The organism is Bordetella sp. 15P40C-2, from assembly GCF_009763235.1.
Lineage (GTDB): Bacteria > Pseudomonadota > Gammaproteobacteria > Burkholderiales > Burkholderiaceae_B > Bordetella_A.
Window position 1 is genome coordinate 186,224 of the sequence record NZ_WSJA01000042.1, and the last position, 24,909, is coordinate 211,132.

The following is a 24,909-nucleotide window of genomic DNA, read 5'->3' on the forward strand; positions in this document are numbered from 1 at the left end:
TGGCCTGTTTTGCTGGAAGGCAGGGATTACGCCTATAGCGCCAACACGATCTTCCTCTGTCCGCACGCACGCGAGCAGCAGCTCATCATTTTTGTATTAGCTTCACGTTCGGCTCGTGTTAGAACCAGGTCACGATGATCGATGTCACCGGCGAGCACAGCAACTTCGCACGATCCGCAGAGTCCTTCTTCACAGTCGCTTTGAACGTCGATATTCGCCGCGCGCAAGGCCGCGAGCAGCGTTTGGTCTGCCGGAACGTTAATCACCAGCCCTGAGTCTTTCAGTTCGACAACGAATGGCTGTTCTTTTGTCGGGTCGAGCGTGGCCAGCGTCGAATGAAAATGTTCGACGCGCAACGCATCCTCGGGCCAATGCGCGCACGCCTCTTTCAGTGCGTCGAGCATGCGCTGCGGCCCACAGGCATAAACCTGGGTGTCACCGTCCGCTTGCGCGAGCAAGGCAGCGAAGTCATTACGCACGCCCTCTTCGCTGACATACACCCGTAAGCGTTCGCCATGCAACGCCTGTAATTCCGGCAGTAACGCCATGCACGCGAGCGAGCGGCCGCTATAGTGCAGCTCGTAGTCGCTCCCGATATCGCGCGCACGGCGGGCCATCGCGGAGATCGGCGTAATGCCGATCCCACCCGCGACGAAAATCGCGCGGCGCGCGCTTTCATCGAAACGAAAATGAGTACGCGGCCCGCGTATGCGCAAACGCAGTCCGACCTGCACCGCGCCATGTACCCATGCAGAGCCGCCCCGGCTTTCCGGTTCACGCAACACCGCGATCTGCAAATGATGTCGATCATCGGGATCGCCGCATAGAGAATACTGTCGCGATAACCCCGTATCGCCGCATTCGACATCAATATGCGCGCCAGGTGTCCAGCGGGGGAATGGCTTACCGTCCAGGGATCGCAATGTGATTCGAACAATGCCCTCGGCCGCCGCATCCACGCGCTCGACTTCGACGCTGCGCGTCATGGCATGCGTAGACGGCTCTCCAACGCGCACGGGTTGACGCAGTTGAAGAATTTCGGGCCGAGCACGCTCCGGATTCTGGCTAGGATCCCACTCGACCCACAGGTGCTCCGGCCCTCGGAACGAGGTATTCGGCACATAGGTAAAGACCTGATCTGCGAGCCGCATATGCGGTAGGCGACGTGTGAACTCCTCCAGGAAGATCTGCATCTCCATGCGCGCCAGATTCTTGCCCATGCATTGATGCGACCCATAGCCAAAGGTCAGCTGATCGCTAGCGTTTTCGCGGCGGATGTCGAACAAGTCGGCATCGGCGAAGTGACGCTCGTCATGGTTGGCAGATGCGCTGACAATGAGCAGCTTTGATCCGGCCGGAATCGGCACCCCAGCAATTTCGGTATCACGCGTCGCAAGCCGGCGCCATGCGGCAACTGATCCGTTATGGCGCAGACATTCCTCGACCGCATTGGGAATCAGCGAAGGGTCCTCGCAGATCTCGCGCCAGGCGTCGGGATGTTGCAACAGCAACTTCATCGCGTTCGCCGACGCATTCGCGGTGGTCTCGTGCGCGGCCACAATCCCTGCCATCATCATCGAGTGCAGATACGAATCGGTGACGACATCAGGATGCGTTTTTTGCTTGCGCAGCCCGTACTGCATCCATCCGGGCTGATCCGGGTCCTGGCGCATTTTCTCCAGGATCTTGCCCGCCAACTGCCAAAAATTACCCACGGCGTGCGCGACGGCGACTTGCTCCTCTGGTTTGGGCCGGCCCCAAGTATTGACCGTATGCGCGATCGAATACTGGCGCAGCAGGTCCATGTCTTCTTCGGGCACGCCCAAAAAATGCAACGCCACCGTCAACGGTACTTCCCACAAGATCTGATCCACCAGATCCGCGCGCCCGTCGTTGATGAAACGGTCTACATACTCACGGGTCAACCGCCTCACCATGGGCTCGTGCTGTTTCAGCGCCTCTGGCGTGAACGGCTCCATCAGCAAGCGCCGTCGCGGCATATGGGCCGGCTCGTCCTCGTTGACCAAGGTGCGGTTCATCGCATAGCCATAAGACTCCAGCACCGCGTTGGCTTCCGGACCCGTCGGCGTGATCTTTTCCAACGCAATCGACGGGCTGAACGTGATGTTGTCGCGGAAAATCGCCTTGATGTCGTCGTAACGCGTCACCACCCAATAACCGAGCTTGGGGCTGTAGAACACGGGCTCCTGCTCGCGCGCCCACCGCACGTACTCCGGAGGATCTTGCTGATAGCCGTCGCCGAACGGGTCGAACTCGGCAGCGCGCGCGCTGACATGCGCGGGACAGCCGGCGCTAGCGGCATGATGCGCGACCGGGCAGCCCGTGGATGGTGAGGATTGGGTGGGTGATGACATGACGTCGCTCCGTTACGCCAGGGGCGAGGCGTTTAATCCAGCTTGATGTTCAGATCTTTAATGAGCTTGTGCCAGCGGCTACGCTCATCGTTGAGCAAGGCTGCGTATTGCTCGGGCGTATCGCCCACAGGGTCGATACCGAAGTCCACCAGCTTTTGGCGTATCTCTTTGTCCTTGAGCGTCGCCACCAAATCGCGATTCAAGGTATCGATGACACCCTTAGGCGTACCGGCCGGCACGACCACGCCGACCAGGGCGGCGGCTTCGACGTTCTTGTAGCCCAGCTCCGCGAATGTTGGCACGTCTGGCAGCTGCGGCAAACGCGTGGGATGCGCCACCGCGAGCGGGCGCACCTTGTTGCCCTTGATGAAACCGGCACCGGCGGCGAGATCCACCATCATCACTGGCACTTGCCCGCCCGCGACATCCGCCAGCGAGGGCGCGGCACCCCTATACGGGACATGAACCAGGTTCGCGCCCGTCTCGACCTTGAGCAGTTCCATGGCCAGATGATGCGGGCTGCCCGCGCCGGCCGACCCATAGTCCAGCCCCTTGCCGCTGGCCTTCGCCTCTTCGAGGAAACCCTTTACATCGTTAGCCTTCAACCCAGGACCGGCCACCAGGATCATGGGAAAGCGGCCCAACAGCGTCACGGGCGCCAGATCCTTGACCGGGTCGTAAGACAGAGTTTGATAAAGCGCGGGGTTGAACACCAGCGTGCCGTTATCGGCCGACAACATGGTGTAGCCATCGGGAGCCGAGCGCGCCGTTTCGGATGCGCCAATGGCGGTGTTTCCCCCGGGCTTGTTGTCCACCACGATGGTTTGCCCCATCCGTCCGGACAGGCCCTGACTGATCGTGCGCGCCAGGAAATCCGAACCGCCGCCGGCGGCATAGGGCACGATCCAGCGCAGAGGCTTGGAGGGGTAGTTATCGGCCAATGCCGGCGTCGCGGCTGTCAGGGCAAACAAGGCGCAGGTAATTGCGCGGGTAAAGCGTCCGATCGTCATGGTTGTCTCCATCAAGGTTGCCGGCGGCCGGCTTGTCATCTGGTTTATTTTGCGTAAATTCTATACGCTATGCGTAATTCAGCAATGGGTTTTTCTACGGAATTTGTAAATGCCTTCGCCTCGCGACCCCAATATTTCTCCCGAGCCCTCAGGGCGCGGACGCCGTCAGCGTGTCCAAGCCGCTGAAACGGGCACGGCCATTTTGAAAGCCCTGGGGGAACTGGGTGGACGAGCCAGTCTGACGCTTATTGCGACCCACATCGGCGAAAGTCCCGCCAAAGTTCATCGTTATCTGGCCAGCTTGATCGCTGGCGGTTTAGTCGATCAGGATGCCGTGACTCAACAATATTTCCTGGGGCTGGAAACGCTGTTACTTGGTCTTGCAGCGATGCGGCAAGCAGATCCGATTCGGCTGGCGGAGGCCTCCCTCATACGCCTGCGCGAAGAACTAGAGGTCACCTGCTTTATCGCGGTCATGGGTAATAAAGGCCCGACCATCGTGCGATTCGAAGAACCCGCGCTGCCGGTCACTGTGAACGTGCGCGTGGGGTCTGTGTTGCCGCTGCTCTGGTCGGCAACGGGTCGCGCTTTGCTGGCCGCGCTCGACGACAAGCAGATGCTCGCCATGGCCGAGCACGAAGTCGTGAATGCCACGCCGACACAACGCGCCATGCTTGAATCGAAGGACCCTATAGGACATATCCGCGATTCTGTGCGCAGCGCTGGTTGCGCTTCGGTGCGAGATACCAATCTACCGGGCATCAGCGCCGTCGCTGCGCCATTGCTCGATTACACGGGACGGCCACGCGCGGTGCTGACAGCGCTAGGCGCTTCCGGCGGCTTCGACCCCTCCCCTACCGGCGCTATAGCACAGGCGGTGCGGCGGGAAGCGCGAGCGATCAGCCAGCAAATGGGCTACGTGGAATAACCGGCCGATGGCCCTCGCGAACTGGTGCGCTCCCAACACCCGGCAGCGCGCGCAATGCGAAGCATCGCGACGGCGTTGGCCCATTTATTGCTCGACACGGGATTTCATCACAATGAGGCTCCCGTCATGGATCTCGATTGGTCATCGATCTTCAGCCCCGAAGTCGAGCCGCTGGAAATCTTCCTGCGCGGCACTTTCATGTACTGGTTTATTTTCATCGCATTGCGGCTCGCCGGCCGGCGCGATGTCGGGTCGCTAGGTGTCGCGGATATGCTGGTTCTGGTGCTTGTGGCCGACGCGGCCGGCAATGGCATGTCCGGAGAGTACAAGTCGTTGACCAATGGGGCCGTGCTGGTAGCAACCCTGATCGGCTGGACCGTCGCGATAGACCGCGTCGCTTATTTCTGCAAACCGGTGGGTCGTTGGTTGACGGCGGACCGCGTGTGTCTGGTGGCCGACGGCCAGATGTGCCGCCGCAATATGCGCAAGGAATATATTTCGAAAGACGAACTGATGAGCGAGCTACGCCAACAAGGTATCGAGGACATCCACGACGTGCGCCGGGCTTACATCGAATCTGATGGCAATATCAGCGTTATCAAACGGGCGTGAAGCGCGCCCGTCGCCGCGCCGCTTCTTCAAGCGTTCAAATGTCTACTGGCCGGAATACCCTCGGCATTCACCCATAATGTGGCACGCGTCCTTCCACCCACGATTCGGTAAATACGGCCCCCGGCCTGCAGCGTGCGTTGCGGGATGGGGGGAGAATCGGGAGGTAAATCGATCTCGGGACCGACATCCGGGCTGCCCGGAGGCTGGGTCGGAGGCTCTTGGGGCGGGATCGTGGGCGGCTCGTCGGGCGGGGTGACAGGCGGCTCTTGTGGAGGCACATCAGGAGGCACTACAGGCTGTCCAGGTTGCCCCGGCTCACCCGGCGTCGGATGCGGCGGCGGATTCACATGCATGCGCAGGGTCATATCGTTTCTCCTTGAATCATAATCGTAGTGTTGACTGGGTGCATTTCTGGCGGTGTGGGTCTCTACACCCAGATCGCTCTGCCCTTGACGAACTAAGCGATATGAACGTGGGCTGGCTCGGTCATACTTACCGGCTGCGGCGGCTTCAGCGGATCAAAATCGCGCCAGCGCCCGCCTTCCCATCTGCCATTGGCGCGCTCGACGTCATACCCGCCTGTCTCCCGCAAAAGCCGAATGGCGTCGCCTTCTTGTTCCGGTGTCACCTGCAATGCCAACAGCACGCCGGCGAGTCGGATCGCGGGATGGCCCTCAGAATTCAAACGTTCCTCGGGCGCTGACGAGGCTGCGTGGCGACGCCTGCGGCCCACAGCTAGCATCGCGCCTGCCAACGCACCAACATAGGCTCCAACGCCACCGGCCGCGATGACGATCAGGCTGGAATACTCGAACCGGTTAACGGTGAGCATCGCCACGGCCGCCGCTACCAGCCCCAAGGCCGCAGCGCCGCCCAACACGCCGCCCACGCCGCCCCGGGCATCCGGGTCATTACGTCGGTCACCACCCACCGGATAGCGATCGTGCGCCCCGGCGGAATTCACATAAAAGGTATGAACCCGATCCTCAGTAAATCCATGACGCGCCAGATACTGGGTAGCCGCCCCGGCATCATCGAACGTGTCATACCGCGCTGCGACAATCAAAGACATGATGCTTCCTCCAAAATAGGATGGAACGGATCAGGACTTGTTATCCTGCTGCCGCTGAAAGCCAGGATCTTCGTTCTTGAAACCCCCGTAGCTGCTTTGCCCAGGGTCGTCGCTGCGGCTTTTCACCGATTCGCCTTCAGCCGTGTCACGCGTGCCTGGGTAACGCCCGCCTTCCTCATACTGCGGGCCTTTTTCGTTCGGCTCGCCCTTGGGCTCGGTCTCGGGACGAGCGCCACGCGGGCGCCCATAATCAGCTTCGTCGGCCCCCATACGGCCAGTGTCGCGAGAATTCTCGTCGCGGCTCTTGCCTTCATTGGCTTTTTCTTTCGCGGAGCCCTCTGGCGCGCGCGCGCCGGGCATGCCTTGCTGGTTGCGCTGTTCCTGTTCTGACATATGCTGTCCTCCCTGAATCCATCGCCAGGTGGACGCCGCACCGACGCCAGCGAATCCGCATCGGTATTTCGGCCTTCCGTTCAAACCTGCGCGACGATATGCCGAAGGGAGGACGCAAGTGTCATGCCCGAAATCAGTTGGTGTCGGCTGCCTCGGACGCCGGGCTGTTGCCGGGCACGTGATAGCCCGCGGCCGCGTATTCTTCGAGCTTGTTGTAGAGCGTCTTGGCGCTGATGCCCAGCACCGCGGCGGTTTGCTTGCGAACGCCATTGCAGCGTTCCAAGGTTGCCAGAATCAATTGGCGATCCGCATCGGCCAGCGACATCCCAACTGACAGCTGGGTCAATGTCGCACGGTTGTCACTCGAGACCCCCGCCGTGGTACGCAAGAGCGGCGCTCCATTGACCACATTACCCTCAGCCAGAATAAACGCGCGCCGCACGAAGTTCTTGAGTTCGCGCACATTGCCGGGCCAGTGATAATCGCGCATGGCCTGGCGCGTTTGCGCGCTAAACGCCTTCTGCGTGTTGTATTCCGCATTCAAGCCGGCCAGGAACCGGTCGGCCAAGATAAGGACGTCATCGCCACGCTCGCGTAGCGCCGGCAATTCCACGGTGAAAACCCCCAGCCGGTAGTAAAGATCCTGCCGCAGCTTGGCATCCTCGACGGCTTGGTCTGGATTGCGGTTCGTGGCGGCGACGATGCGCACGTCGCAACTCTGCGTTTGATGTGAACCCACGCGCATGAACGTGCCCGACTCCAGCACGCGCAGCAGTTTCACCTGCATGTCGATTGGCATCTCGGTGACTTCATCGAGAAACAAGGTGCCGCCATCGGCCTGCTCGAAATAGCCCTTGTGCATGCGGTCAGCGCCCGTGAAACTGCCCTTCTCGTGACCGAACAGCTCGCTCTCGATGAGATTCGGCGCAATGGCGCCGCAATTGACCACGATGAACGGCTTGTCGCGTCGCGCGCTGAGTTGATGGACCGCGTGCGCAGCCAGCTCTTTACCCGTGCCGCTTTCGCCAACCAGTAATGTACTCAGGTTAGTCGGAGCCACCCGGGAAATCTGATCGTAGAGCTGACGCATGGGCTCGCAGTTGCCCACCATCTTGCCCAGCCGCCCTTCTTCCTTGAAAGGCTTGCCCTGCTCTACACCCGCAGTTGCGTCACTGAAACGCGCCAGGATGCGCTCAAGGCGATCCATGCTGATAGGCTTGACAAGATAGTCCGCTGCCCCCAACCTGAGGGCCTCGATCACGGAATCCATCGTTCCATAACCGCTGATCACAATGACTTCCGTACGGTCGATGGGAACCTTTTCAAACAGGTCCATCCCACTGCCTTCGGGCAGTCGCACGTCAAGGAAAACGAGATCGGGAACATGACGCTCCCACTCGATAATGGCGCTTTTGATGCTGCTCGCCTGAGAAACCGTATATCCGCAGTCCTTGGCAATTTCGGCAAGCGTACTACGCACTGCGTCGTCATCATCGACGACTAGTAAATGGGGCATGCTGATAATCCAGAATTATCGTGATATCCAGAGAAGAATACCCGATTCAACAAAACCCGGGCGAAATGCTGCGATAAGTTATTCCTAAGTATTACACACTGTATCAATTATCGGAATGTATGCCGCATACCGATACACCCAGGTAAAGTTTACCTCTCGAAAGGGTTAAAAATCGCCACGAACCCAGTCTGACTGTTCGCTACACCTACGCAACGCCCGGCAAACGCAATTGGCATGATCTTTGCTTAACTAGTTGGGATAACCCATTCGCCCCAAGGCGATTGAACACCTACGAGGAGAATGCGAGTGTCTTACGCTGCGACGGAATTGCGTATACGTCAAACCGCCACGCTGGCGCCCAGAATGCAACAATCTGTGCAACTGCTGCAGATGTCAGCGCTGGAATTCAGTGTGGCCATACAAAACGCACTAAATACCAACCCCTTTCTTGAAGACGACAGCACGCACGCGGACGATGGCGATGCTGCGGCACACGAGGGGCAAACGGCTGAAGCGCCCGTGATGGGTGCAACCGAGCCGTCGCTGCAAGAGTACAGTATGCATCCTTCTTCGGGCGAATCCCTGTCGTATTCCGGGGATTATCCGACGCGTCGAGCCGCTTTATCCGACGGCGGCGATCACGATGTCGCGCATTGGGTGGCGGCTCAGCAAACCCTGCAGTCGCGCCTGCGCGAAGCGTTGTGCTCCTACCCCCTAAGCGACCGCGATGAATTACTGACTGAATACATCATCGATGCGCTGGATGAGGACGGCTACCTGCGCACCTCGCTGGATTCGCTGGCGGGTCAGCATGACTTTGACCCCACCCCCCAAGCGTCGGAGTGGACCGCGGCGCTGCGCTTGGTTCAGAACCTTCTGGCACCCGGCATCGGTGCGCGCGATCTCAGCGAATGCCTGGAACTGCAGTTGCGCGCGGCCGACGACGACGAGCCGGAGGTCACTCAGCTCGCATTAACCATCGTGCGTTCGCATCTGGACCTGTTGGCCCGCAATGATTGGAATGCGCTGCTGCGCGTGACACAAAGCACCGCGGCGCTGCTACGCGAGGCCTGCGACCGCATCCGCGCGCTGGACCCACGTCCGGGCCGTCGCTACGATCAAGAAGCCCCGATGTACGTGATCCCCGACGTCATCGTGCGCAAGGACCAGGGCCGCTGGCTGGTCATTCCCAACCGCGACGCCATGCCCCGCGCGCGGCTGGATCGTGTGTACGCGGACCTGTTTCGCCACGCCCGTCACGACGACCGTGGCCCGCTGGCGCAGGAACTGCAAGAAGCGCGCTGGCTCGTGCGTAACGTCGAACAGCGCTACAGCACCATTCAGCGGGTGGCCGAGGCCATCGTACAGCGTCAACAACGATTCTTCGAATATGGCGAGGTGGCGCTACGGCCATTGCTCCTGCGCGAAATCGCCGATGCGTTGGAGATACACGAATCGACCGTATCGCGCGCCACAGCGAATAAATACATGATCACACCACGAGGCTTGTACGAATTCCGTCACTTCTTTTCGCGTGAACTGGCCACCGCCTCAGGTGGCTCCTGCTCCGCAGCCTCGGTACAAGCCTTGATCCGCGAATGGATCGCCGAGGAAGATCCGCGCGATCCCCTGTCGGATGTAGCCCTCGCCGAGCGCCTTGCGGCCGATGGCATCGTGGTGGCACGTCGTACCGTGTCTAAATATCGTGCGCAACTGAAATTGCCCTCGGCGGAGCTACGCCGCCGGCATTGAGTCACGCGCTTGAATTCGGGCGCTGGGCGTGATGGAGGAGACTGCCGACCGGCGTCCCTTCAATTCTTAACCCGTGGAAATGGGTACGAGGCCGCTCTTCGCATATCCGCCCATAGCTGGGCGCCTAAATCGCCAATATCCGCCGCACGCGCTCGATCAACACTTCGAGACGGAAAGGTTTGACGATCAGCTCCATCCCCTCGCTGAGAAAGCCTTCACCGGCGATGGCGTTTTGCGCATAGCCCGTCATAAACAGGACCTTCAGATTCGGGTGCGTACGGCGCGCCGCATCGGCGAGCTCGCGGCCGTTGAGACCTGGCAACCCTACATCGGTTAACAGCAAATCAATGCGCCGCGCCTCGCCCACGAGCTCCTGACCGCTCAAGCCGTCGCTAGCGGTCACCACTTCCAAGCGCAATTGTTTAAGGGTTTCGGACACCATCTGGCGCACCGCGGCATCGTCCTCGACCAACGCGACCACGAAATTGGGCAGGCTTTCTTCGGTGATCGAGGGCAGCAGTCGCGCATCGGTCTCCATCGGGGGCACCGATCCGACATAACGCGGCAGAAACAGACGCACGCGCGTGCCCTCGCCCTCCTTGCTTTCCAGGCAAACCAAGCCGCCTGCTTGTTGCGCAAAACCGTAAATCATCGACAGGCCCAGGCCACTGCCCTCGCCGATTGCCTTGGTCGTGAAAAACGGCTCGAACGCCCGGCTCATCACTTCTTCGGACATGCCACAGCCCGTGTCCGACACCGTGATCTCGACGAAGTCACCCGGCTTCACATGCGGATATTGGCGCAATGCCGCCGCGTCCAGCTGCGTATCGGTCGCGCGCAGATCCAGCTGGCCACCATCGGGCATGGCATCGCGGGCGTTGATCACCATGTTCAAGAGCGCATTTTCCAGCTGGTTCGCGTCGCACGACACCGGCCAGGAAACTTGATCCGAGTGCACGACCAGCTTTACATGCTCGCCCGTGTAGCGACGAAACAGATCCTCCATGGACTGCAAGACCCGCACCGGGCATAGGGGCACCGGCGCAATGGGCTGGCGTCGCGCAAACGCCAACAGGCGTTGGGTCAGCCGCGCCGCGCGCTCTGTCGATTCCATCGCGGTATCGATGAAACGCTCTGCCGATGCCGCATCGCCAGCCGCGAGTTTGCGGCGTATCAGATACAACGCGCCCGAGATGCTTTGCAGCATGTTGTTGAAATCGTGTGCGATGCCGCCCGTCAGCTGGCCTACCGCTTCCATTTTCTGCGACTGGCGCAGCGCCTCTTCCGCCTGGCGCAAGGCCTCGGCCTGCGCGCGCAAATCCGTGTCGTCGCGTCCGGCGAGATACACATCCCCTTCCGACCGGGAAATACTCCACGTGATCCAGCTGTACGTCCCGTTGCGATGGCGCATACGGTTTTCCAGATGCCGCACGCCGCCTTGGCCCGTCGGGACAAAGGCCTGCACGCTAATCGCGTAATCGTCGGGATGCACCTGGTCGGCAAGCGACATGGACAGGAATTCCTCGGGCGTCCAACCGAGTATTTCCTTGACCGCGGGGTTGACACTGACGTAACGACCTTCGGCATTGACCACGGCCAACAGCTCTGGCGACAAGCGCCAGATGCGATCACGCTCGGCGATGGCGAGCTCCACCCGCTTTTCCAGTTCCCGATCGTATTGCCAGCGCTCGATCGCCAGTGCCGCCGTACGCGTGACCAGCGCAATCGCGTCGATGTCCTGCGGCGATGGCAGTCGCGTCGTCGCGTAGTAGTTCGAAAACACGCCCAGCACCTGACCATCGGTGCCTTTGATGGGCGTAGACCAGCATGCGCGAATGCCTTGCTCGACGGCGAATTCGCGCCAATCGACCCAATTCGGGTCAGTCATGACGTCGTTGACGTACACCGCCGTGCCGAAATACGCGGCCGCGCCCCATGAGCCGACGTTAGGGCCAATGGGAACGCCATTGATGGCACGCCGATACGATTCCGAAAAACTCGGTGCCGCGCCGTGGACCAGGCACTTTTTACCCTCGTCCACAAAGGCAATCGCCGTACGCAACGGGACGCTCGATTGAGCCTCCACGGCGTGCAAGACGTACAACAGCACATCCGCCAACGGAACGCCAGCGGCGATGCGTTGCAGCATCACACGCTCGTCCTCCAGGCGCGCAAGGGTATCGGTCCAGGGGTTTCGAACTCGTTCTTTGTTACTGAGCATCTGACGTCACGGTGGGGCGCGGGCGGGTTCTTTCGCGCATTCTAATGATGTTTCTACCGATTGGCGGGAATATCTACATCTGCTGCGCTGGCAGTGAACATTTCCATCACAATCGACTGGAGATCTAAGGTAGCGCGCCCCAACGTGTGAAATATCGTTTCGATCTCGCTCAGGAAATGATCGGTGCGGGGGGAAAGCTCATGGCCCACGCCAAGATCGGCGTGAGCGAAGTGTGCGGCAGTGCGGTCTGACATGTCCGATTCCTGAGGATACGCGCCAACGCAGTTTTCGTCTGCGTCACCTGCCCGGAACCAGAGCAAGTTGCGTGCCCGAGGGTCGATCGATCAGAGCATCTGCCCAAGAAACGCCCGCGCACGCTCATGCGTGGGCGATTGAAAGAACGCGGAGGATGGGGCTTCTTCCACAATGCGTCCTTGGTCCATGAACACCACGCGATCAGCCGCCTCGCGAGCAAAGCCCATTTCGTGCGTCACCACGAGCATGGTCATGCGCTCGTCGGCCAGCTGCTTCATCGTACGCAGGACCTCGCCCGTCAGCTCGGGATCCAATGCCGACGTCGGCTCATCGAACAGCATGATATCCGGCTCCATCGCCAGCGCGCGCGCAATGGCCACGCGCTGCTTTTGACCGCCGGACAAGCGCGTCGGATAGTTATCACGCTTATTGAGCAAGCCGACCTTCTGCAGCAGGCTTTCCGCCTTGGCGATGGCCTGATCGCGCGACACCCCCTTGACGGTAATCGGCGCCTCAATGATGTTTTCGAGCACCGTTTTATGGGGGAACAGGTTAAACGACTGAAACACCATCCCCATTTTGCGGCAGATGCGCCGCACCTCGGCATCGCGCGGATAGCGGCTCGCACCACCCGTGACGGCCTCTGCAAGGGGTTCGCCTTCGATATCGATACTGCCTTCGTCGATGGTTTCCAGGTGGATCAGGCAGCGCAAAAACGTGCTTTTGCCCGAACCCGAGGGGCCGATGACTGCCACCACCTCGCCTTTGCGCAGCGTCAGCGACACATCGTCGAGCACGCGCATGCCGTTGAACGACTTGCCTACGTGGCGCGCAGCGATCATCACTGCCCGGCCACTGGCGCCTGCGGATTCGCCTAGTTCCGCTGGATTACTGATCGTACTTGGCATAGCGCTTTTCCATATATTGGAACAACCACGTCAACACCAGCGTCATCACCAGGTAAAACGCCGCCGCCACGATAAAAGGCGTGGTGGTGAAGTCACGTTGAACGATGCCACGGGCCGTGCGCAGGATGTCATTGAGCGCCAGCACATAAATCAACGACGTGTCCTTGACCAGGGTGATCGTTTCATTGCTCATGGGTGGCAATACCCGCTGCACCATCTGCGGCAGCACGATGCGCCGCAGCGTCTGCAGGTAGGTCATGCCCAGCACCTTGCTTCCCTCGTATTGCCCGCGATCCACCGACTGGATGCCGGCGCGAAAGATCTCGGCGAAATAGGCAGCGTAGTTCAAGGTAAAGGCAACCACCGCAGCCGGAAAATCCGGCAGCCGCACCCCGATCACAGGTACGAACGGCAAGGCGAAATAGATGAACAGCATCTGCAGCATCAGCGGGGTGCCCCGCATCAGCCAGATATACGCGTTCACCAGCTGACTGAGCACTCGCCAATGCGAGATGCGCGCCAGCGCCAGCACCAGCCCCAGGGGCACGGCCAGAACAAAGGTCACGAAGAACAGCGACAGCGTTGTTTTCGCGCCCTCTGCCATCGGCCCCAGCAGGGAGAGGATGTAATCCATGCGGTGCTCTCGTCAGCTCGCCAGTTCAGCGTCGATTATTTGATGATGTCGGCGCCGAACCATTGTTGGGCGATGCGGGCGGCCGAGCCGTCTTGCTTCATGGCGTTGAGCGTGTCGTTCAACTGCTTGAGCAATTCGGTGTCTTCCTTGCGCACGCCCACGCCATAGTCCTCGGTGCCGAAGTTTTCTTCGAGCACGCGGTATTGACCCTCGCGCTTGCTAGCCAGATAACGGCCCACCACTTCGTCCACGACGACGGCGTCCAGACGGCCGGCCGACAGGTCCATCAATGCGGTGACGTTATCGCCAAACAGCTTCATTTCCTTCAGGTTGGCCGCGACGGGTTCGTCTTTCTTGATGGCGTCGACCGCGCTGCTGCCGTCCTGAGCGCCGACGACGCGCCCGGCCAGATCGGCCTTGGTCTGGATCGGCGACGAAGCCGCCACCAGGATAATCTGGTGATTGGCCATGTACGGATCGGTGAAAGCGATGTTTTTCTTGCGCTCTTCCGTGATGGTCAGACCGTTCCACAGCGCATCGACGCGCTTGCCGTTCAGCTCGGCTTCCTTGGCGCTCCAGTCGATGGGCTTGAATTCGACCACGATACCCATGCGCTTGCCCGCCTCGCGAGCCATATCGATATCGAAGCCCACCAGGGTGTTCTTGTCGTCACGGAAACCCATGGGGGGGAAATTATCGTCCAAGCCGACCACCACGGTCGTCGGCGCCGCGGACGACGCCGCCTGAGGTGACGGTTCGTCTTTTTGACCGCAAGCAGCGAGCAAGGACGTGGCGCAGACCAAGAGTACAGCGGACAGAGATTTCATATCGATTCAGGCGCAGCGAGGCGCACACAAAGAGAGAAAAAGAGAACGCCCTGACAAGAGGGCAAGCCTGCGATTATAGCCAAGGACGCTATGTGCCCCTGCGCGTCAGCATGAGTCAGAACTGCGCTACAGCCCCCTACAGCCTCGCGAAGTCAGCGCTGTAGCCTGCTCGGCGGCGTCCGTCAAGGCGTGCGTCACCTCTTCATCGATGCTCAGCATCATAGCGGTACGCCCCGCGTGATCGACAGCCAGGACGTTCGCGCGATACGCCAACAGCGCCTTCACGGTGTAGATATCGCCGGCCTCGGCTGCCAGCATCAATGCCGTCTTGCCCCGGCTGTTCGCCAGATTAACGTCCGCGCCACCGCGCAATAAAAGACTCACGGCGGGAAAGACGCGCCTTTGCGCGCAAGTCAGCAACGCCGTATCCCCCGCATGATTTTGCGCATCCACGTTGGCTCCTTGAGCTAGCAGCTGCTGCACGATACCGCGGGAACCGCGCGCCGCCGCGTGCATGAGCGCGGTATGCCCCGTTGCCTCGCATACTCTATCAACCTGCGCCCCGTATGACAGCAGCACCGCTACCGCCGTTTCCAATCCGGCCTGCGCCGCTAGCGACAACACCGGGATGCCTTCATGAACGGTATTTACATCGGCGCCCGCGTGCGCCAGCGCTTCCACGGCATCCCCATGGCCCAGATAGGCCGCGATGCCCAATGCCGTGTACCCGTCATACACCGCGTTGACATCGGCGCCCGCCTCGATCAACGCATGCAGCATAGCGATATCGTACGCACGCGCCGCACACATCAACGCCGTGCCGGCCGGCGACACAGCATTGACAAAACCATATTCGTTATTCGCGGCCAACAACAATTGGACGGCCTCACTGCAACCTGCATCGATCGCCACGTGCAAAAGCGAATGCTGCTCAGCCTCGTGCGCCGTAATATCCGCGAGAGGATGCGCGATGGCATCCCTGATTCGTTCTATATCTCCGTCTCGAATCGCCCGCGCCAGATCGGCGAACGAGACGGAACCTTCAAGATTGCCCGAATCATGAGGCGTCGAAAAAGCCGACGTGCTCACGCTCGCGCCGAACAACACATTGCCCATGCAAAAAACATCGCGCGAAAAAGGTCTATGGGGCGCGCGAGCCTGAAACCTCGACTAGATTTAGCAGGTAGCGCGTCGGAAAAGCGCGCTATTCTGGCACGACTTGCCGAAAAACCGCCGCGATGGAGAGACGCGGTTTCAATGCAATTCCGGATTCCTTTGCTGCCTTGTTTATCACGCGTCCAAAACGCCCTGCGCTACTCTTATCTGGCGTCGACCGAGGCCAGAATTTTCGCGAACAGCGTATCGGCATGCGCGGCGTTCAACCATCGCACGATCACTACCATACGACGTTCGGGCTCGACCCAGGTAAACGAGCTGCCCGCGCCCACGCCAAAGTAGCTGGACGCCGGCAAACTCGGGAACATTCGACGCCCTTCGTTCAACCAAATCAGATAACCATAGTATGGCGCCAGGGCGCACGGCTCGCGCATCGCGCGTACCCAGGATTGCGAGATGATCTGTTTACGCTCGCGCGACCGGCCCTCATTGAGGAGCATCTGCCCGATCAACGCCTGATCCAGGCTGCTGATCGACATGCCGCCACCCCAGTGCGATCCACCCGGCACCGAGGGCATCATTTCCCCATCGATATTGACCCATGCGTTGTCATAAGACACCCAGCTCCAGCTATCGCTAGCGCCGATCGGGTCCAACACCGCTTCTCGGAACACTTCGGGCAAGGGCTTGCGAAACAGATGCAGCAAGGCATAGGACAGCTGGTTGATCCGGACGTCGTTGTATTCCCAATAGGTGCCGGGAGCTTGCAGCGGACGGCGTTCCCCCTTGACGCCCGCAGGCGGTGCGCCAAAGGTCACGGCGCGATAATGATCCGCCTGATCCGGCACACCAAAACGTTCGCCCTCCCATTCGCTGGTCTGCTGCAGCAAATGCCGCCACGTGATCAGCGCATTATTGCCGCTATCAAAGCCAATGCCTGGCACCCGTGCGCGCACGGGCTCATCCACATCGGGCAACAGGCCTCGGTCATGGGCGACTCCCGCCACCAACGCCAAATACATCTTGGCCACGCTGAACGTCAAATCCGCCCGCTCGGGCTCGCCCCACGAGGCAACGGTCTCACCATCGACGACCACGACACCCGTGACCGGACCGCGATCGCGCAAGGGGCCCAGGAGCCGGTTCCAGGGCGGTGGGTCCTGCTGGTGTACGCCAAACACCCCATCGATCGAACGGTCCCACAGGGTTTCGTGTTCTTGGGCGTACTGTATCGCCTGCTGCATTAATGCGTCTTGCATGACTTCCCCTACGATTGTCGGTCGTTGCGCGGCTGCGCTGCCGTGGCGGTTACAGGTGCCTCTGCATCGGCGTCTGGCTCCACCACGCGCTCCAGTTCATTACCCAGCACATCCTCGGATGCCTCGCCCTGCTCGCGCGAAAGGTGGCGCGGCGTATGGCCAGGAGCAAACGCTTTGCCCGTGCGCTGTGCGCTCTCGGTTTGCATGAACACATTCGCCGGCGGTGCATAGCCGTTCTTGTCCTGACCGAAGTACAGCACGGTATGCGGGTACGGCAGCTCGATGCCCGCGGCGTTGAAGTGCTTTTTAACCAGACGGTTATAACCACGCTGCACCGCCCACTGCATACCAGGGGTGGTTTTGATCAGCACGCGTATGGTCACGCCCTTCTCGTTCAACGCGGTCACGCCCGGAATACTGATTTCTTCCAATACTTCTGGCGCCAGGACTTCGTCCTGCATCAATTCGTCAAACGCACGACGCAGGTGTTCCACGGCATCGTCCACGCTTTCGCGATGGGAGATCGTGTATTCGCCCAGGTGATAAGAAAAATCGCGCATGTGGTTCGACACCACATCCACCGAGGAGAACGGAATCAAATGATAACCACCGTCCAGCGTCCGTATCCCGACCGATCGGATGGTGATCTTCTCCACGGTGCCGAAGATACCCGCGACCTGCACCACGTCATTCTGATTCATCCCGTTTTCAAGCTGGATAAAGATACCCGTGATGATGTCTTGCACCAATTTCTGCGAGCCGAAACCGATGGCCAGGCCCACCACCCCGGCGCCCGCGATCAAGGGCGCGATATCCACCCCGATCTGAGACAGCACCACCATCACCGTCATCGTGACGATGACAATCAATACCGCGTTACGAAACAGCGATAGCAAGGTACGCTCGCGCGCCGTGGGCATGCCGCGCCCTTCGCGCAAGCTGAGACGGTGCTCGATGATGCTCGCGATGATCGTCCAGACCACCGCCGCGACGAACAGCACGATGATCACATTGACCACCACGCGCACCGCGGCTGTCCCAGCATCGGACACGATCCAACTCGACAAGTCAAAGACGCGCCACGCATCGAGGACAAACAGCGCCACCATGATGCGCACGAGCAATCCCAACCCTCGCAGGCCCGCGGGGACGTAAGCGTTGACGCGATCCTCCAGCATGGGCAGCTTGCGGCGCAAATCCTCGGGCAGACGAATGCGTCGCGAGAGTGCCGACTCTAGCAACAGGCTGACCAAGGAACCCACTGCCAAGGCCGCCAGCGACTGCATCGTCGCCATCATCATAAAAGGCAGCGCGCGTTGATTGTCGATCTGGCTGACCACCAACAGCACCGTGAAATACCCTATAGCGAGGAAATGCCAGGTGCGGGCAAGCAGGCGCAATGCCGTCCCAAAAGAACCTATCGTGGCGCGCTCGGCGCGTGTCTTTAGATGCGCACCCACGCGCGCGCGATTGCGCCAGATAATGCGTACCGCATAAAGATAGGCCATCAACATGATGATGAAACCTAGCAGTTCGCCCAGCGCAGGCGACAGCAGCGACTGCGCCAAAGGCTCAATGAGCAGCAGCGCATATCCGATTACGGCGGCGATATGTCCCAGCCGCGCATTCCAGTAGCGCGCCACGTCGTCCGCCATCGTGAACAGGCGCAAGGTAGGGTAGCGCGTGGCAAACACGCCGCGAATCGCCGCGCGCGTCAAGCCCACGGCGACGAAAGCATTCACGAACAAGGACTGCGCCGTCGTGACATTTCCATATGGCTGGGTCGCATACATGGCTGTTGCATAGCCCGCTGCACCAGCCAACGCCACCAACCCCAGGTCAATCAGCAGCGCGCTCACAATCGCACCGGCACGACGCAACAGCATGGCCCGCGCGGCCGAGCGCAGTGGACCCGCCGCCGACAACACGGGACGAGCCGCCCAAAGATCGATGCGAGCATAGGCAAACGACGCAAGCAGCCGCAGCAGCCAGAAAACGAGCCAGGTCGCCGCCGCGACAACCGCCAAGCCGGTCAGCGTGTCGATGACCAACGCGCGGCGCTCCGGCGTCATCCCATGCCGCTCGATCGCGGCGCTCACCTCGTCGACCGCCGTCTCCGCGTTGGCGCTCATATTGGCCAAGAAACGCTGCGCACCGGCGGCGATACGCGTGGGCAATGAGGGTTCGGCATCCTGGGGCTCCGCCTTGGGCGCGGCCGAGCCTTCACTGCCTTGGGTGTGCGCGCGCAATGCTTCGACGAGCTTGTCGCGCGTCGCGGGGTCCTCTAGCAGGTCGGCGAGTTTTGCCGGCGTGAAGTCGGTCGCGGCGCTGCTCTCGGCAGCAGGCGCCGCAGTGCTTGCATTCAGGCCGGGCAGCCCCACCGCGTGCGCCAACGTGCTGAACGTCAACATCGCCCACACCACGAGAACGCCCCATAGCGCCCTGCACCGCAACAGAAGCCTGAGCGTTGATAACGCCCCAGAAGGATTCGTCATATGCGGGTGGTTGACGGAACAATTCAGCAAAGCCACGTAGCGGCCTCCTTGACAGCACGGGGGTCGGCCCTGAACGCGCGGACCTCGACAACGCAACGCCCCGACAGACGGGGCGTTGTCGCCATGATATAGGCCATCCGGCGTAAAGGACAACCGCTATGCCTGACTGGGCGCGGGCAACCGCCCGCCTGGCGCGTGTCCAGCCAGCCCACGCAGATCGGCGTAGCCACCAAGCCGCGCGTTTTTTGGGCAAAACCCTTGACAGTACGTGCGCCCGTCGGCCCGGTCAATTACGGTGTAGGCATGAACAAATAGGTATATCGATAGCGTCGATTCACGGCATTTTGAGCACATAAAAATATGAAAATTAATGCGTTTGAGGTCTACGTTTCATTGGCCAGAATGATCCGGATGTCGCGCGATAGTGAAGGCGCCCACCACACGCGACAGCGAATCCTCTTTCGATCCAGGAGCTTTTTAAGATGACCTTGCTATCCTTGCGCTCGCCCTTGTTGCGCACCCTGCGTGCTGCGCAGTGGCTGGGTGTTGTCGCGCTGTGCGGCTTTACAAACAGTGCCGCTGCCGCAGCTGCGTCGGCTATCCCCGACACCGTCCCACCCGGTACCGTACTACGCGTTGGCGACCCGAAGACGCAACGTGCGCTGGAGCTATCGGGCGAGCTCGCCAAGCTGCCTTTCAAAGTCGAATGGGCCAACATCAGTGGTGGCCCGCGCACCACCGAAGCGTTCCGCTCGAGGGCGTTGGATTTAGGCGCGGTCGCCGACATCCCGCCTATACATGCGACGTGGACGGGATTGCCCGTCAAGATCGTCGCGGCCGGCTTCCGAAAGGACCCCATCAATCATCCCATCTATAAGTTCGGTATCGCACCGGGTGCGGCGATCGACTCCATCGAGGACCTGCGAGGCAAGAAAATCGCCTACAGCCCGGGCCAAGCGCAAGGCGCGCTGGTGCTCCGCGTGCTGCAAAAGGCGGGGCTCACGCAAAAAGAAGTGACCCTGGTTGAGATGCCCAGCACCGGCGACGTATACGTAAGCGCACTCGCCAGCCGCCTCGTCGATGCGGCGCCCATCGCCGAAGCCAATCAGCCACGTTATCTCATCAATTACGGCAAGGACGGCGCCAAGCTAATCTCGCACGGTCTACGCGATGACCCGTGGTACATCTACGGCCTTCAATCGGTGCTGGATGACCCCGCCAAGGCCGCGGCAGTGCGCGAGTACGTAAAGGCCTGGGCGCGTGCGTCGCGTTGGATTTACGAGCACCCGCAGGAGTGGATAGCCGGCTACTTCGTGGAACAACAGGGTTTATCCGCAGACGACGGCAAACATCTGGTGAAATCCGCTGGCGAACCCGACATTCCAGCCGATTGGAACGATGCGATTGCGCGCCAACAGGCCACCATTGATTTGCTGGCCGCGGAAACCGGCAAGCCGCGCTTGAGAGCCGAGGATCTGTTCGATCGTCGTTATGAAAACGTCGCCGCCCAGGCGCTGGAGACACCATGAGCCAAACCCGCACCCTGTCTGCTGCTTCATTGGATACGGATCTGCAGCGACTCGCATCCACGACGCCACGCCAATTCGTGACTGCACCCACTGCGGTCGCGGTCGATTCAGAAGCCGCGCAACAACGCACCAACCGCCCACGTTTGGGCCTGGGCAGACATTGGCGCTACGGCCCGACAATAGGCCCCCTGCTTTTGTTGGCGTTATGGGCGTTCGGCTCGTACGTTGGTCTGATCGATCATCGCACCTTGTCGCCGCCCTGGGTCGTGGTCACTACCGCCAATGATCTCATCACCTCCGGGCGGCTGTGGAGCAACTTTGAAACCTCGCTCTGGCGCGCGGTACAGGGGCTCTTCTGGGGCGTACTCACTGGCGGGGCGCTGGGCGTCATCGCGGGCTTGAGCCGCGTTGGTGAATACCTTATCGACGGCCCTGTCCAGATCAAGCGCGCCATTCCGAGCCTCGCGCTCGTGCCCTTGCTCATGCTCTGGCTCGGGATCGGCGAAGGGATGAAGGTCACGGCAATTGCCTTGATTGTTTTCGTGCCGATTTATATCCAGACGCACGATTGCCTGCGCGGCATCGACAATCGTTACCTCGAGCTTGCGCAGACCCTGGATGTCACACGATGGCAGTTCATCCGCCACGTCATCATCCCAGGTGCATTGCCGGGCTTCTTGCTGGGACTGCGGTTCGCGGTGACGTATTCCTGGCTGGCGCTCGTTGTCGTCGAACAGGTGAATTCGACCAGCGGCATCGGCTACATGATCGAGCTTGCCCGCACCTATGGCCAAACCGAAATCATCATCGTTTGCTTGGCGCTGTACGCCCTGCTGGGCCTGAGCTCCGACGCGCTGGTGCGACTGCTACAGAAAAAGGTATTGAAATGGCGAAAAACGATCGACAACTAAGCTCTCTTACCTCCGATGCGGTCGTGTCGATACGCGGCCTCACGCGCAGGTTCGGTCCACGCAGCGTGCTGGATGGTGTGGATCTGGATATCCCAGACGGCCAGTTCGTCGCATTGCTCGGCCGCAGCGGCTCGGGCAAGAGCACATTCCTGCGCGCGCTGGCCGGACTAGACCCGGACGGTTTCACGGCCACTCGCCTGCGCGTGCCACAACGGCTTTCGGTTGTGTTTCAAGACGCACGCCTGCTGCCCTGGAAGTCGCTGATCGACAACGTCACTTTCGGCCTAAGCGTCCCTGACCCGGTCAAGCGCGCCACCGATATCTTGACCGAAGTCGGGCTGGGCGGTCGCGAGAAATCCTGGCCCGGAGAACTGTCGGGTGGAGAGCAGCAACGCGTCGCCCTCGCCCGTGCCCTCGCGCGTGATCCACAACTGCTTCTCGCCGATGAACCGTTCGGCGCCCTGGATGCGTTGACGCGCCTGCGTATGCATACCCTGCTGCGCCGCCTGTGCGAACGACATCGTCCTGCGGTGTTGATGGTGACTCACGACGTCGATGAAGCCATTCATCTGGCCCAGCGTATTCTGGTGTTAGATCAGGGCCGTTTGGTGGTCGATCTCTATGTGGACCTGCCCGATAGTCATCCCGCGCGCGAAACCCGCGCGGCGGAACTGCGCGCCTACTTACTCGCGAGTCTGGGGGTAGAAAGCGATGACTCCATGGAGATCCAAGCGCCGCACGCGCATGCAATACCTGCATGACTGCGACGGCTAACGTATTGCGTATTGCACTAAAGGCCATTGCGTCGTTAACGCAATGGCCTTTAGCCTCCAAGCTGTCCGGCAATTGCCACTCAGTGCACGCGACCGATCACGTTTTCGCCCACGCGCCACGCTTCTTCCAGATTTGGATAGCCCGACAGGATGAACGTATCAATCCCTAAATCCCGGTATTCACTCAGACGATCGGCCACCTGTTGATAGCTGCCGACGAGCGCCGTACCTGCACCACCCCTAACCAAACCGACGCCCGCCCAGAGACTCGCCGCGATTTCCAAATCCCGCACCTGCTGTACGATCTTGCCTGCATTCAATCCCAACATGCGTGCCTGCCCCACGGACTGGCTGGCACTCAATGCCGTGCGCGCGCGTTCGATTGTCTGCGGCGTCAATGCGCGCCACAGTCGGTCAGCCTCTGCCCATGCCTCGCCATCCGTAGGGCGGGCAATAATATGTAAACGAATACCGTAACGCAGGCTGCGCCCGTGCGCCTTTGCCAATGCTTGCATGCGCGCTAAACGCTCGCGCACCATCTCAGGCGTCTCGCCCCACAAGAGATACACATCGGCATGCTGCGCCGCGACCTGTTCAGCCGCCGCGGATGCCCCGCCAAAGTACACCGCCGGCGTGACATTCAAGGGCTCACGCAACCCGCCATTTTCGAGCCGAAAATACTGCCCGTCATAATGCTGTCCCGGCCCTCGCCACGCGCGATGCGCGACATTCAGAAATTCCGCCGTGCGCGCGTAACGCGTATCGTGATCCAGAAAATCCCCGTAGGCCTCTTGCTGGTCCTGGTCGCCACCGGTGACCACGTTTAGCAACACACGACCCGCCGTGAACTCCTGCAAAGTCGCGACTTTCTGTGCAGCATAGGCCGGCAACTCCAGCCCGGGCCGAAACGCCACAAGAAACTTTAACCGTTGTGTCTCTTGCGCCAATGCTGCAGCCGTCAACCACCCATCTTCACACGCCGCACCCGTCGGAATCAATGCAGCATGGAACCCCACTGCTTCTGCCGCGCGCGTTATCTGCACGAGATAGTCCGGCGTGGGTTCGCGACGCGCGTGATCCCTCACGCCCGCAATACTGGTGTTGTCCGTCAGATGACGTCCATCGCCGCTGGTCGGCAAAAACCAATTAAATTCAACCGTCATAAGTGAATCCTCCGGTGGGAAACAGTGAAATCTCAGGCGCCGACCGCGCGCAGCGCCGCTGAGTTGGCCGAATTCGCCTGGTTCAGCAAAGGCAAGACCTCTTCGCCAACACGCAGCGCCTCTTCCAGATTGGGGTAGCCGGAAAAGATGAAGCTATCCACGCCCAGTTCATGCAGTTCCTGAATGCGTTCAGCCACTTGCTCATGACTGCCGACTAAAGCAGTGCCCGCGCCACCTCGCACCAATCCCACACCCGCCCACAAATTGGGCGAGACTTCCAGATCGCGCACGGTGTTGATCGACCTGCCGGCGTGCAGGCTAGTCATGCGCGCCTGCCCCGTGGATTCGCTGAGCGCGAATTGCTGTCGAGCTTTCTCAATGTCCGCCTTCGGCACCTCACGCAGCAGGCGATCGGCTTCGGCCCAGGCCTGCTCCTCGGTATCGCGCGCGATAACGTGGACGCGATAGCCATAGCGCAGACGACGCCCATGCGCGCTCGCCAATGCGTCGGCACGCGCGATACGTTCACGCACCATGTCTGGCGTTTCGCCCCAGAAGAGATACGTGTCGCTATGACGTGCCGCGACGGCCTCGGCTGACGCAGAGGCACCCCCGAAATAAATCGGTGGGGCTGATTGCTCGACGCGCCGAAGGCGCGCATTGCGCAGGCGATAGTAGTCGCCGTCATAAGAAAATTGCTCTCCCGACCACAGGCGCCGCACGATGTCGAGGAACTCGTCCGTGCGCGCATAGCGTTGCGCATGATCCAGAAAATCACCATATCCGCGCTGCTCGGTCGAGCTTCCTCCCGTGACCACGTTCAGCAACAGTCGCCCTCCAGTGATACGCTGCAATGACTGTGCGGTCTGCGCTGCCACCGCCGGCAACACGAACCCCGGCCGAAACGCGACGAGGAACTTCAACCGAGTCGTCGCGCGGGATAACGCAGCCGCCACTACCCAAGCATCATGACAACTGGGACCGGTAGGAATCAAAATCGCATTAAACCCTGCATACTCGATAGCGCGGGCCACGTCCGACAGATAGGCCGGACTGTTCGTGCGCGCAAAGGTCCGCGAACTCCCTACCTGATTATTCGCGAGACCATGAAAATCGCCGTGCGACGGCAGATACCAGTTCAGTTCGATGCTCATGCGACG

General features: G+C 60.6%; 22 protein-coding genes. 6 read left to right on the forward strand and 16 right to left on the reverse strand.

The features are described 5' to 3' along the window. Positions 1-32: 32 nt before the first annotated feature. Complete coding sequence (locus GOQ25_RS17055) at positions 33-2,375, reverse strand: cytochrome P450/oxidoreductase (RefSeq protein WP_160351670.1); 2,343 nt, start codon at positions 2,373-2,375, stop codon at positions 33-35. Positions 2,376-2,407: 32 nt separating this feature from the next. After that, positions 2,408-3,385, reverse strand: a complete 978-nt coding sequence (locus GOQ25_RS17060; protein WP_160351671.1) for a tripartite tricarboxylate transporter substrate binding protein — start codon at positions 3,383-3,385, stop codon at positions 2,408-2,410. Positions 3,386-3,494: 109 nt separating this feature from the next. Between GOQ25_RS17060 and GOQ25_RS17065 the strand changes: the two genes are divergently transcribed. Continuing rightward, positions 3,495-4,313: an IclR family transcriptional regulator gene (locus tag GOQ25_RS17065; protein ID WP_160351672.1), complete on the forward strand. Its 819-nt coding sequence runs from the start codon at positions 3,495-3,497 to the stop codon at positions 4,311-4,313. 54 nt (positions 4,314-4,367) lie between these two features. Beyond that, complete coding sequence (locus tag GOQ25_RS17070; protein WP_370519974.1) at positions 4,368-4,925, forward strand: DUF421 domain-containing protein; 558 nt, start codon at positions 4,368-4,370, stop codon at positions 4,923-4,925. 26 nt (positions 4,926-4,951) lie between these two features. On the opposite strand, the gene GOQ25_RS17075 is transcribed toward GOQ25_RS17070, so the two are convergent. From GOQ25_RS17075 to GOQ25_RS17090, 4 genes are all read right to left on the reverse strand, one after another. Beyond that, a complete protein-coding gene (locus GOQ25_RS17075; protein ID WP_160351673.1) occupies positions 4,952-5,290 on the reverse strand; it encodes a hypothetical protein in 339 nt (112 codons plus the stop codon). 92 nt (positions 5,291-5,382) lie between these two features. Next, a complete protein-coding gene (locus tag GOQ25_RS17080) occupies positions 5,383-5,997 on the reverse strand; it encodes a hypothetical protein (RefSeq protein ID WP_160351674.1) in 615 nt (204 codons plus the stop codon). A 30-nt stretch (positions 5,998-6,027) separates the two neighbouring features. Then, the gene (locus GOQ25_RS17085) at positions 6,028-6,390 is read right to left on the reverse strand and encodes a hypothetical protein (RefSeq protein ID WP_160351675.1); all 363 of its coding nucleotides are present in this window, start codon (positions 6,388-6,390) and stop codon (positions 6,028-6,030) included. Between the two features lie 133 nt (positions 6,391-6,523). After that, positions 6,524-7,906 carry a sigma-54 dependent transcriptional regulator gene (locus GOQ25_RS17090; protein WP_160351676.1) on the reverse strand — a complete coding sequence of 461 codons (1,383 nt, stop codon included), beginning with the start codon at positions 7,904-7,906 and terminating at the stop codon, positions 6,524-6,526. A gap of 300 nt (positions 7,907-8,206) precedes the next feature. Between GOQ25_RS17090 and GOQ25_RS17095 the strand changes: the two genes are divergently transcribed. Continuing rightward, complete coding sequence (locus GOQ25_RS17095) at positions 8,207-9,658, forward strand: RNA polymerase factor sigma-54 (protein ID WP_160351677.1); 1,452 nt, start codon at positions 8,207-8,209, stop codon at positions 9,656-9,658. A gap of 124 nt (positions 9,659-9,782) precedes the next feature. Here the strand turns inward: GOQ25_RS17095 and GOQ25_RS17100 are convergent, their stop codons facing one another. The 8 genes from GOQ25_RS17100 to GOQ25_RS17135 form a co-directional block, all read right to left on the reverse strand. After that, complete coding sequence (locus GOQ25_RS17100) at positions 9,783-11,879, reverse strand: ATP-binding protein (protein ID WP_160351678.1); 2,097 nt, start codon at positions 11,877-11,879, stop codon at positions 9,783-9,785. Positions 11,880-11,932: 53 nt separating this feature from the next. After that, complete coding sequence (locus GOQ25_RS17105) at positions 11,933-12,133, reverse strand: hypothetical protein (RefSeq protein WP_160351679.1); 201 nt, start codon at positions 12,131-12,133, stop codon at positions 11,933-11,935. A 90-nt stretch (positions 12,134-12,223) separates the two neighbouring features. Beyond that, complete coding sequence (locus GOQ25_RS17110; protein ID WP_160351774.1) at positions 12,224-12,976, reverse strand: amino acid ABC transporter ATP-binding protein; 753 nt, start codon at positions 12,974-12,976, stop codon at positions 12,224-12,226. A 46-nt stretch (positions 12,977-13,022) separates the two neighbouring features. Next, entirely contained in the window at positions 13,023-13,676 is a 654-nt protein-coding gene (locus GOQ25_RS17115; protein WP_160351680.1) for an amino acid ABC transporter permease, read from the reverse strand. A 35-nt stretch (positions 13,677-13,711) separates the two neighbouring features. Next, positions 13,712-14,503 carry an amino acid ABC transporter substrate-binding protein gene (locus GOQ25_RS17120; RefSeq protein ID WP_160351681.1) on the reverse strand — a complete coding sequence of 264 codons (792 nt, stop codon included), beginning with the start codon at positions 14,501-14,503 and terminating at the stop codon, positions 13,712-13,714. A gap of 126 nt (positions 14,504-14,629) precedes the next feature. Then, positions 14,630-15,619 (reverse strand): ankyrin repeat domain-containing protein, encoded by a 990-nt coding sequence (locus GOQ25_RS17125; RefSeq protein WP_160351682.1) that lies wholly within the window; start codon positions 15,617-15,619, stop codon positions 14,630-14,632. 203 nt (positions 15,620-15,822) lie between these two features. Next, positions 15,823-16,878 (reverse strand): serine hydrolase, encoded by a 1,056-nt coding sequence (locus GOQ25_RS17130; protein WP_160351683.1) that lies wholly within the window; start codon positions 16,876-16,878, stop codon positions 15,823-15,825. A gap of 8 nt (positions 16,879-16,886) precedes the next feature. After that, positions 16,887-18,671 carry a mechanosensitive ion channel domain-containing protein gene (locus GOQ25_RS17135; protein ID WP_370519982.1) on the reverse strand — a complete coding sequence of 595 codons (1,785 nt, stop codon included), beginning with the start codon at positions 18,669-18,671 and terminating at the stop codon, positions 16,887-16,889. A gap of 1,184 nt (positions 18,672-19,855) precedes the next feature. On the opposite strand from GOQ25_RS17135, the gene GOQ25_RS17140 reads away from it, so the two are divergent. Genes GOQ25_RS17140 through GOQ25_RS17150 form a run of 3 tightly spaced genes read left to right on the forward strand, consistent with a single transcriptional unit; the run spans position 19,856 to position 22,574 of the window. Beyond that, positions 19,856-20,902: an ABC transporter substrate-binding protein gene (locus GOQ25_RS17140; RefSeq protein ID WP_160351685.1), complete on the forward strand. Its 1,047-nt coding sequence runs from the start codon at positions 19,856-19,858 to the stop codon at positions 20,900-20,902. Then, positions 20,899-21,813, forward strand: a complete 915-nt coding sequence (locus GOQ25_RS17145) for an ABC transporter permease (protein ID WP_160351686.1) — start codon at positions 20,899-20,901, stop codon at positions 21,811-21,813. The genes GOQ25_RS17140 and GOQ25_RS17145 overlap by 4 nt, the downstream gene beginning before the upstream one ends. Next, complete coding sequence (locus GOQ25_RS17150; RefSeq protein WP_160351687.1) at positions 21,789-22,574, forward strand: ABC transporter ATP-binding protein; 786 nt, start codon at positions 21,789-21,791, stop codon at positions 22,572-22,574. The genes GOQ25_RS17145 and GOQ25_RS17150 overlap by 25 nt, the downstream gene beginning before the upstream one ends. Positions 22,575-22,666: 92 nt before the next feature. On the opposite strand, the gene GOQ25_RS17155 is transcribed toward GOQ25_RS17150, so the two are convergent. Together GOQ25_RS17155 and GOQ25_RS17160 are read right to left on the reverse strand one after the other, a co-directional pair. After that, positions 22,667-23,749 carry an LLM class flavin-dependent oxidoreductase gene (locus tag GOQ25_RS17155; RefSeq protein WP_160351688.1) on the reverse strand — a complete coding sequence of 361 codons (1,083 nt, stop codon included), beginning with the start codon at positions 23,747-23,749 and terminating at the stop codon, positions 22,667-22,669. Positions 23,750-23,781: 32 nt separating this feature from the next. Further along, positions 23,782-24,903 (reverse strand): LLM class flavin-dependent oxidoreductase, encoded by a 1,122-nt coding sequence (locus tag GOQ25_RS17160; RefSeq protein WP_160351689.1) that lies wholly within the window; start codon positions 24,901-24,903, stop codon positions 23,782-23,784. Positions 24,904-24,909 lie beyond the last annotated feature (6 nt).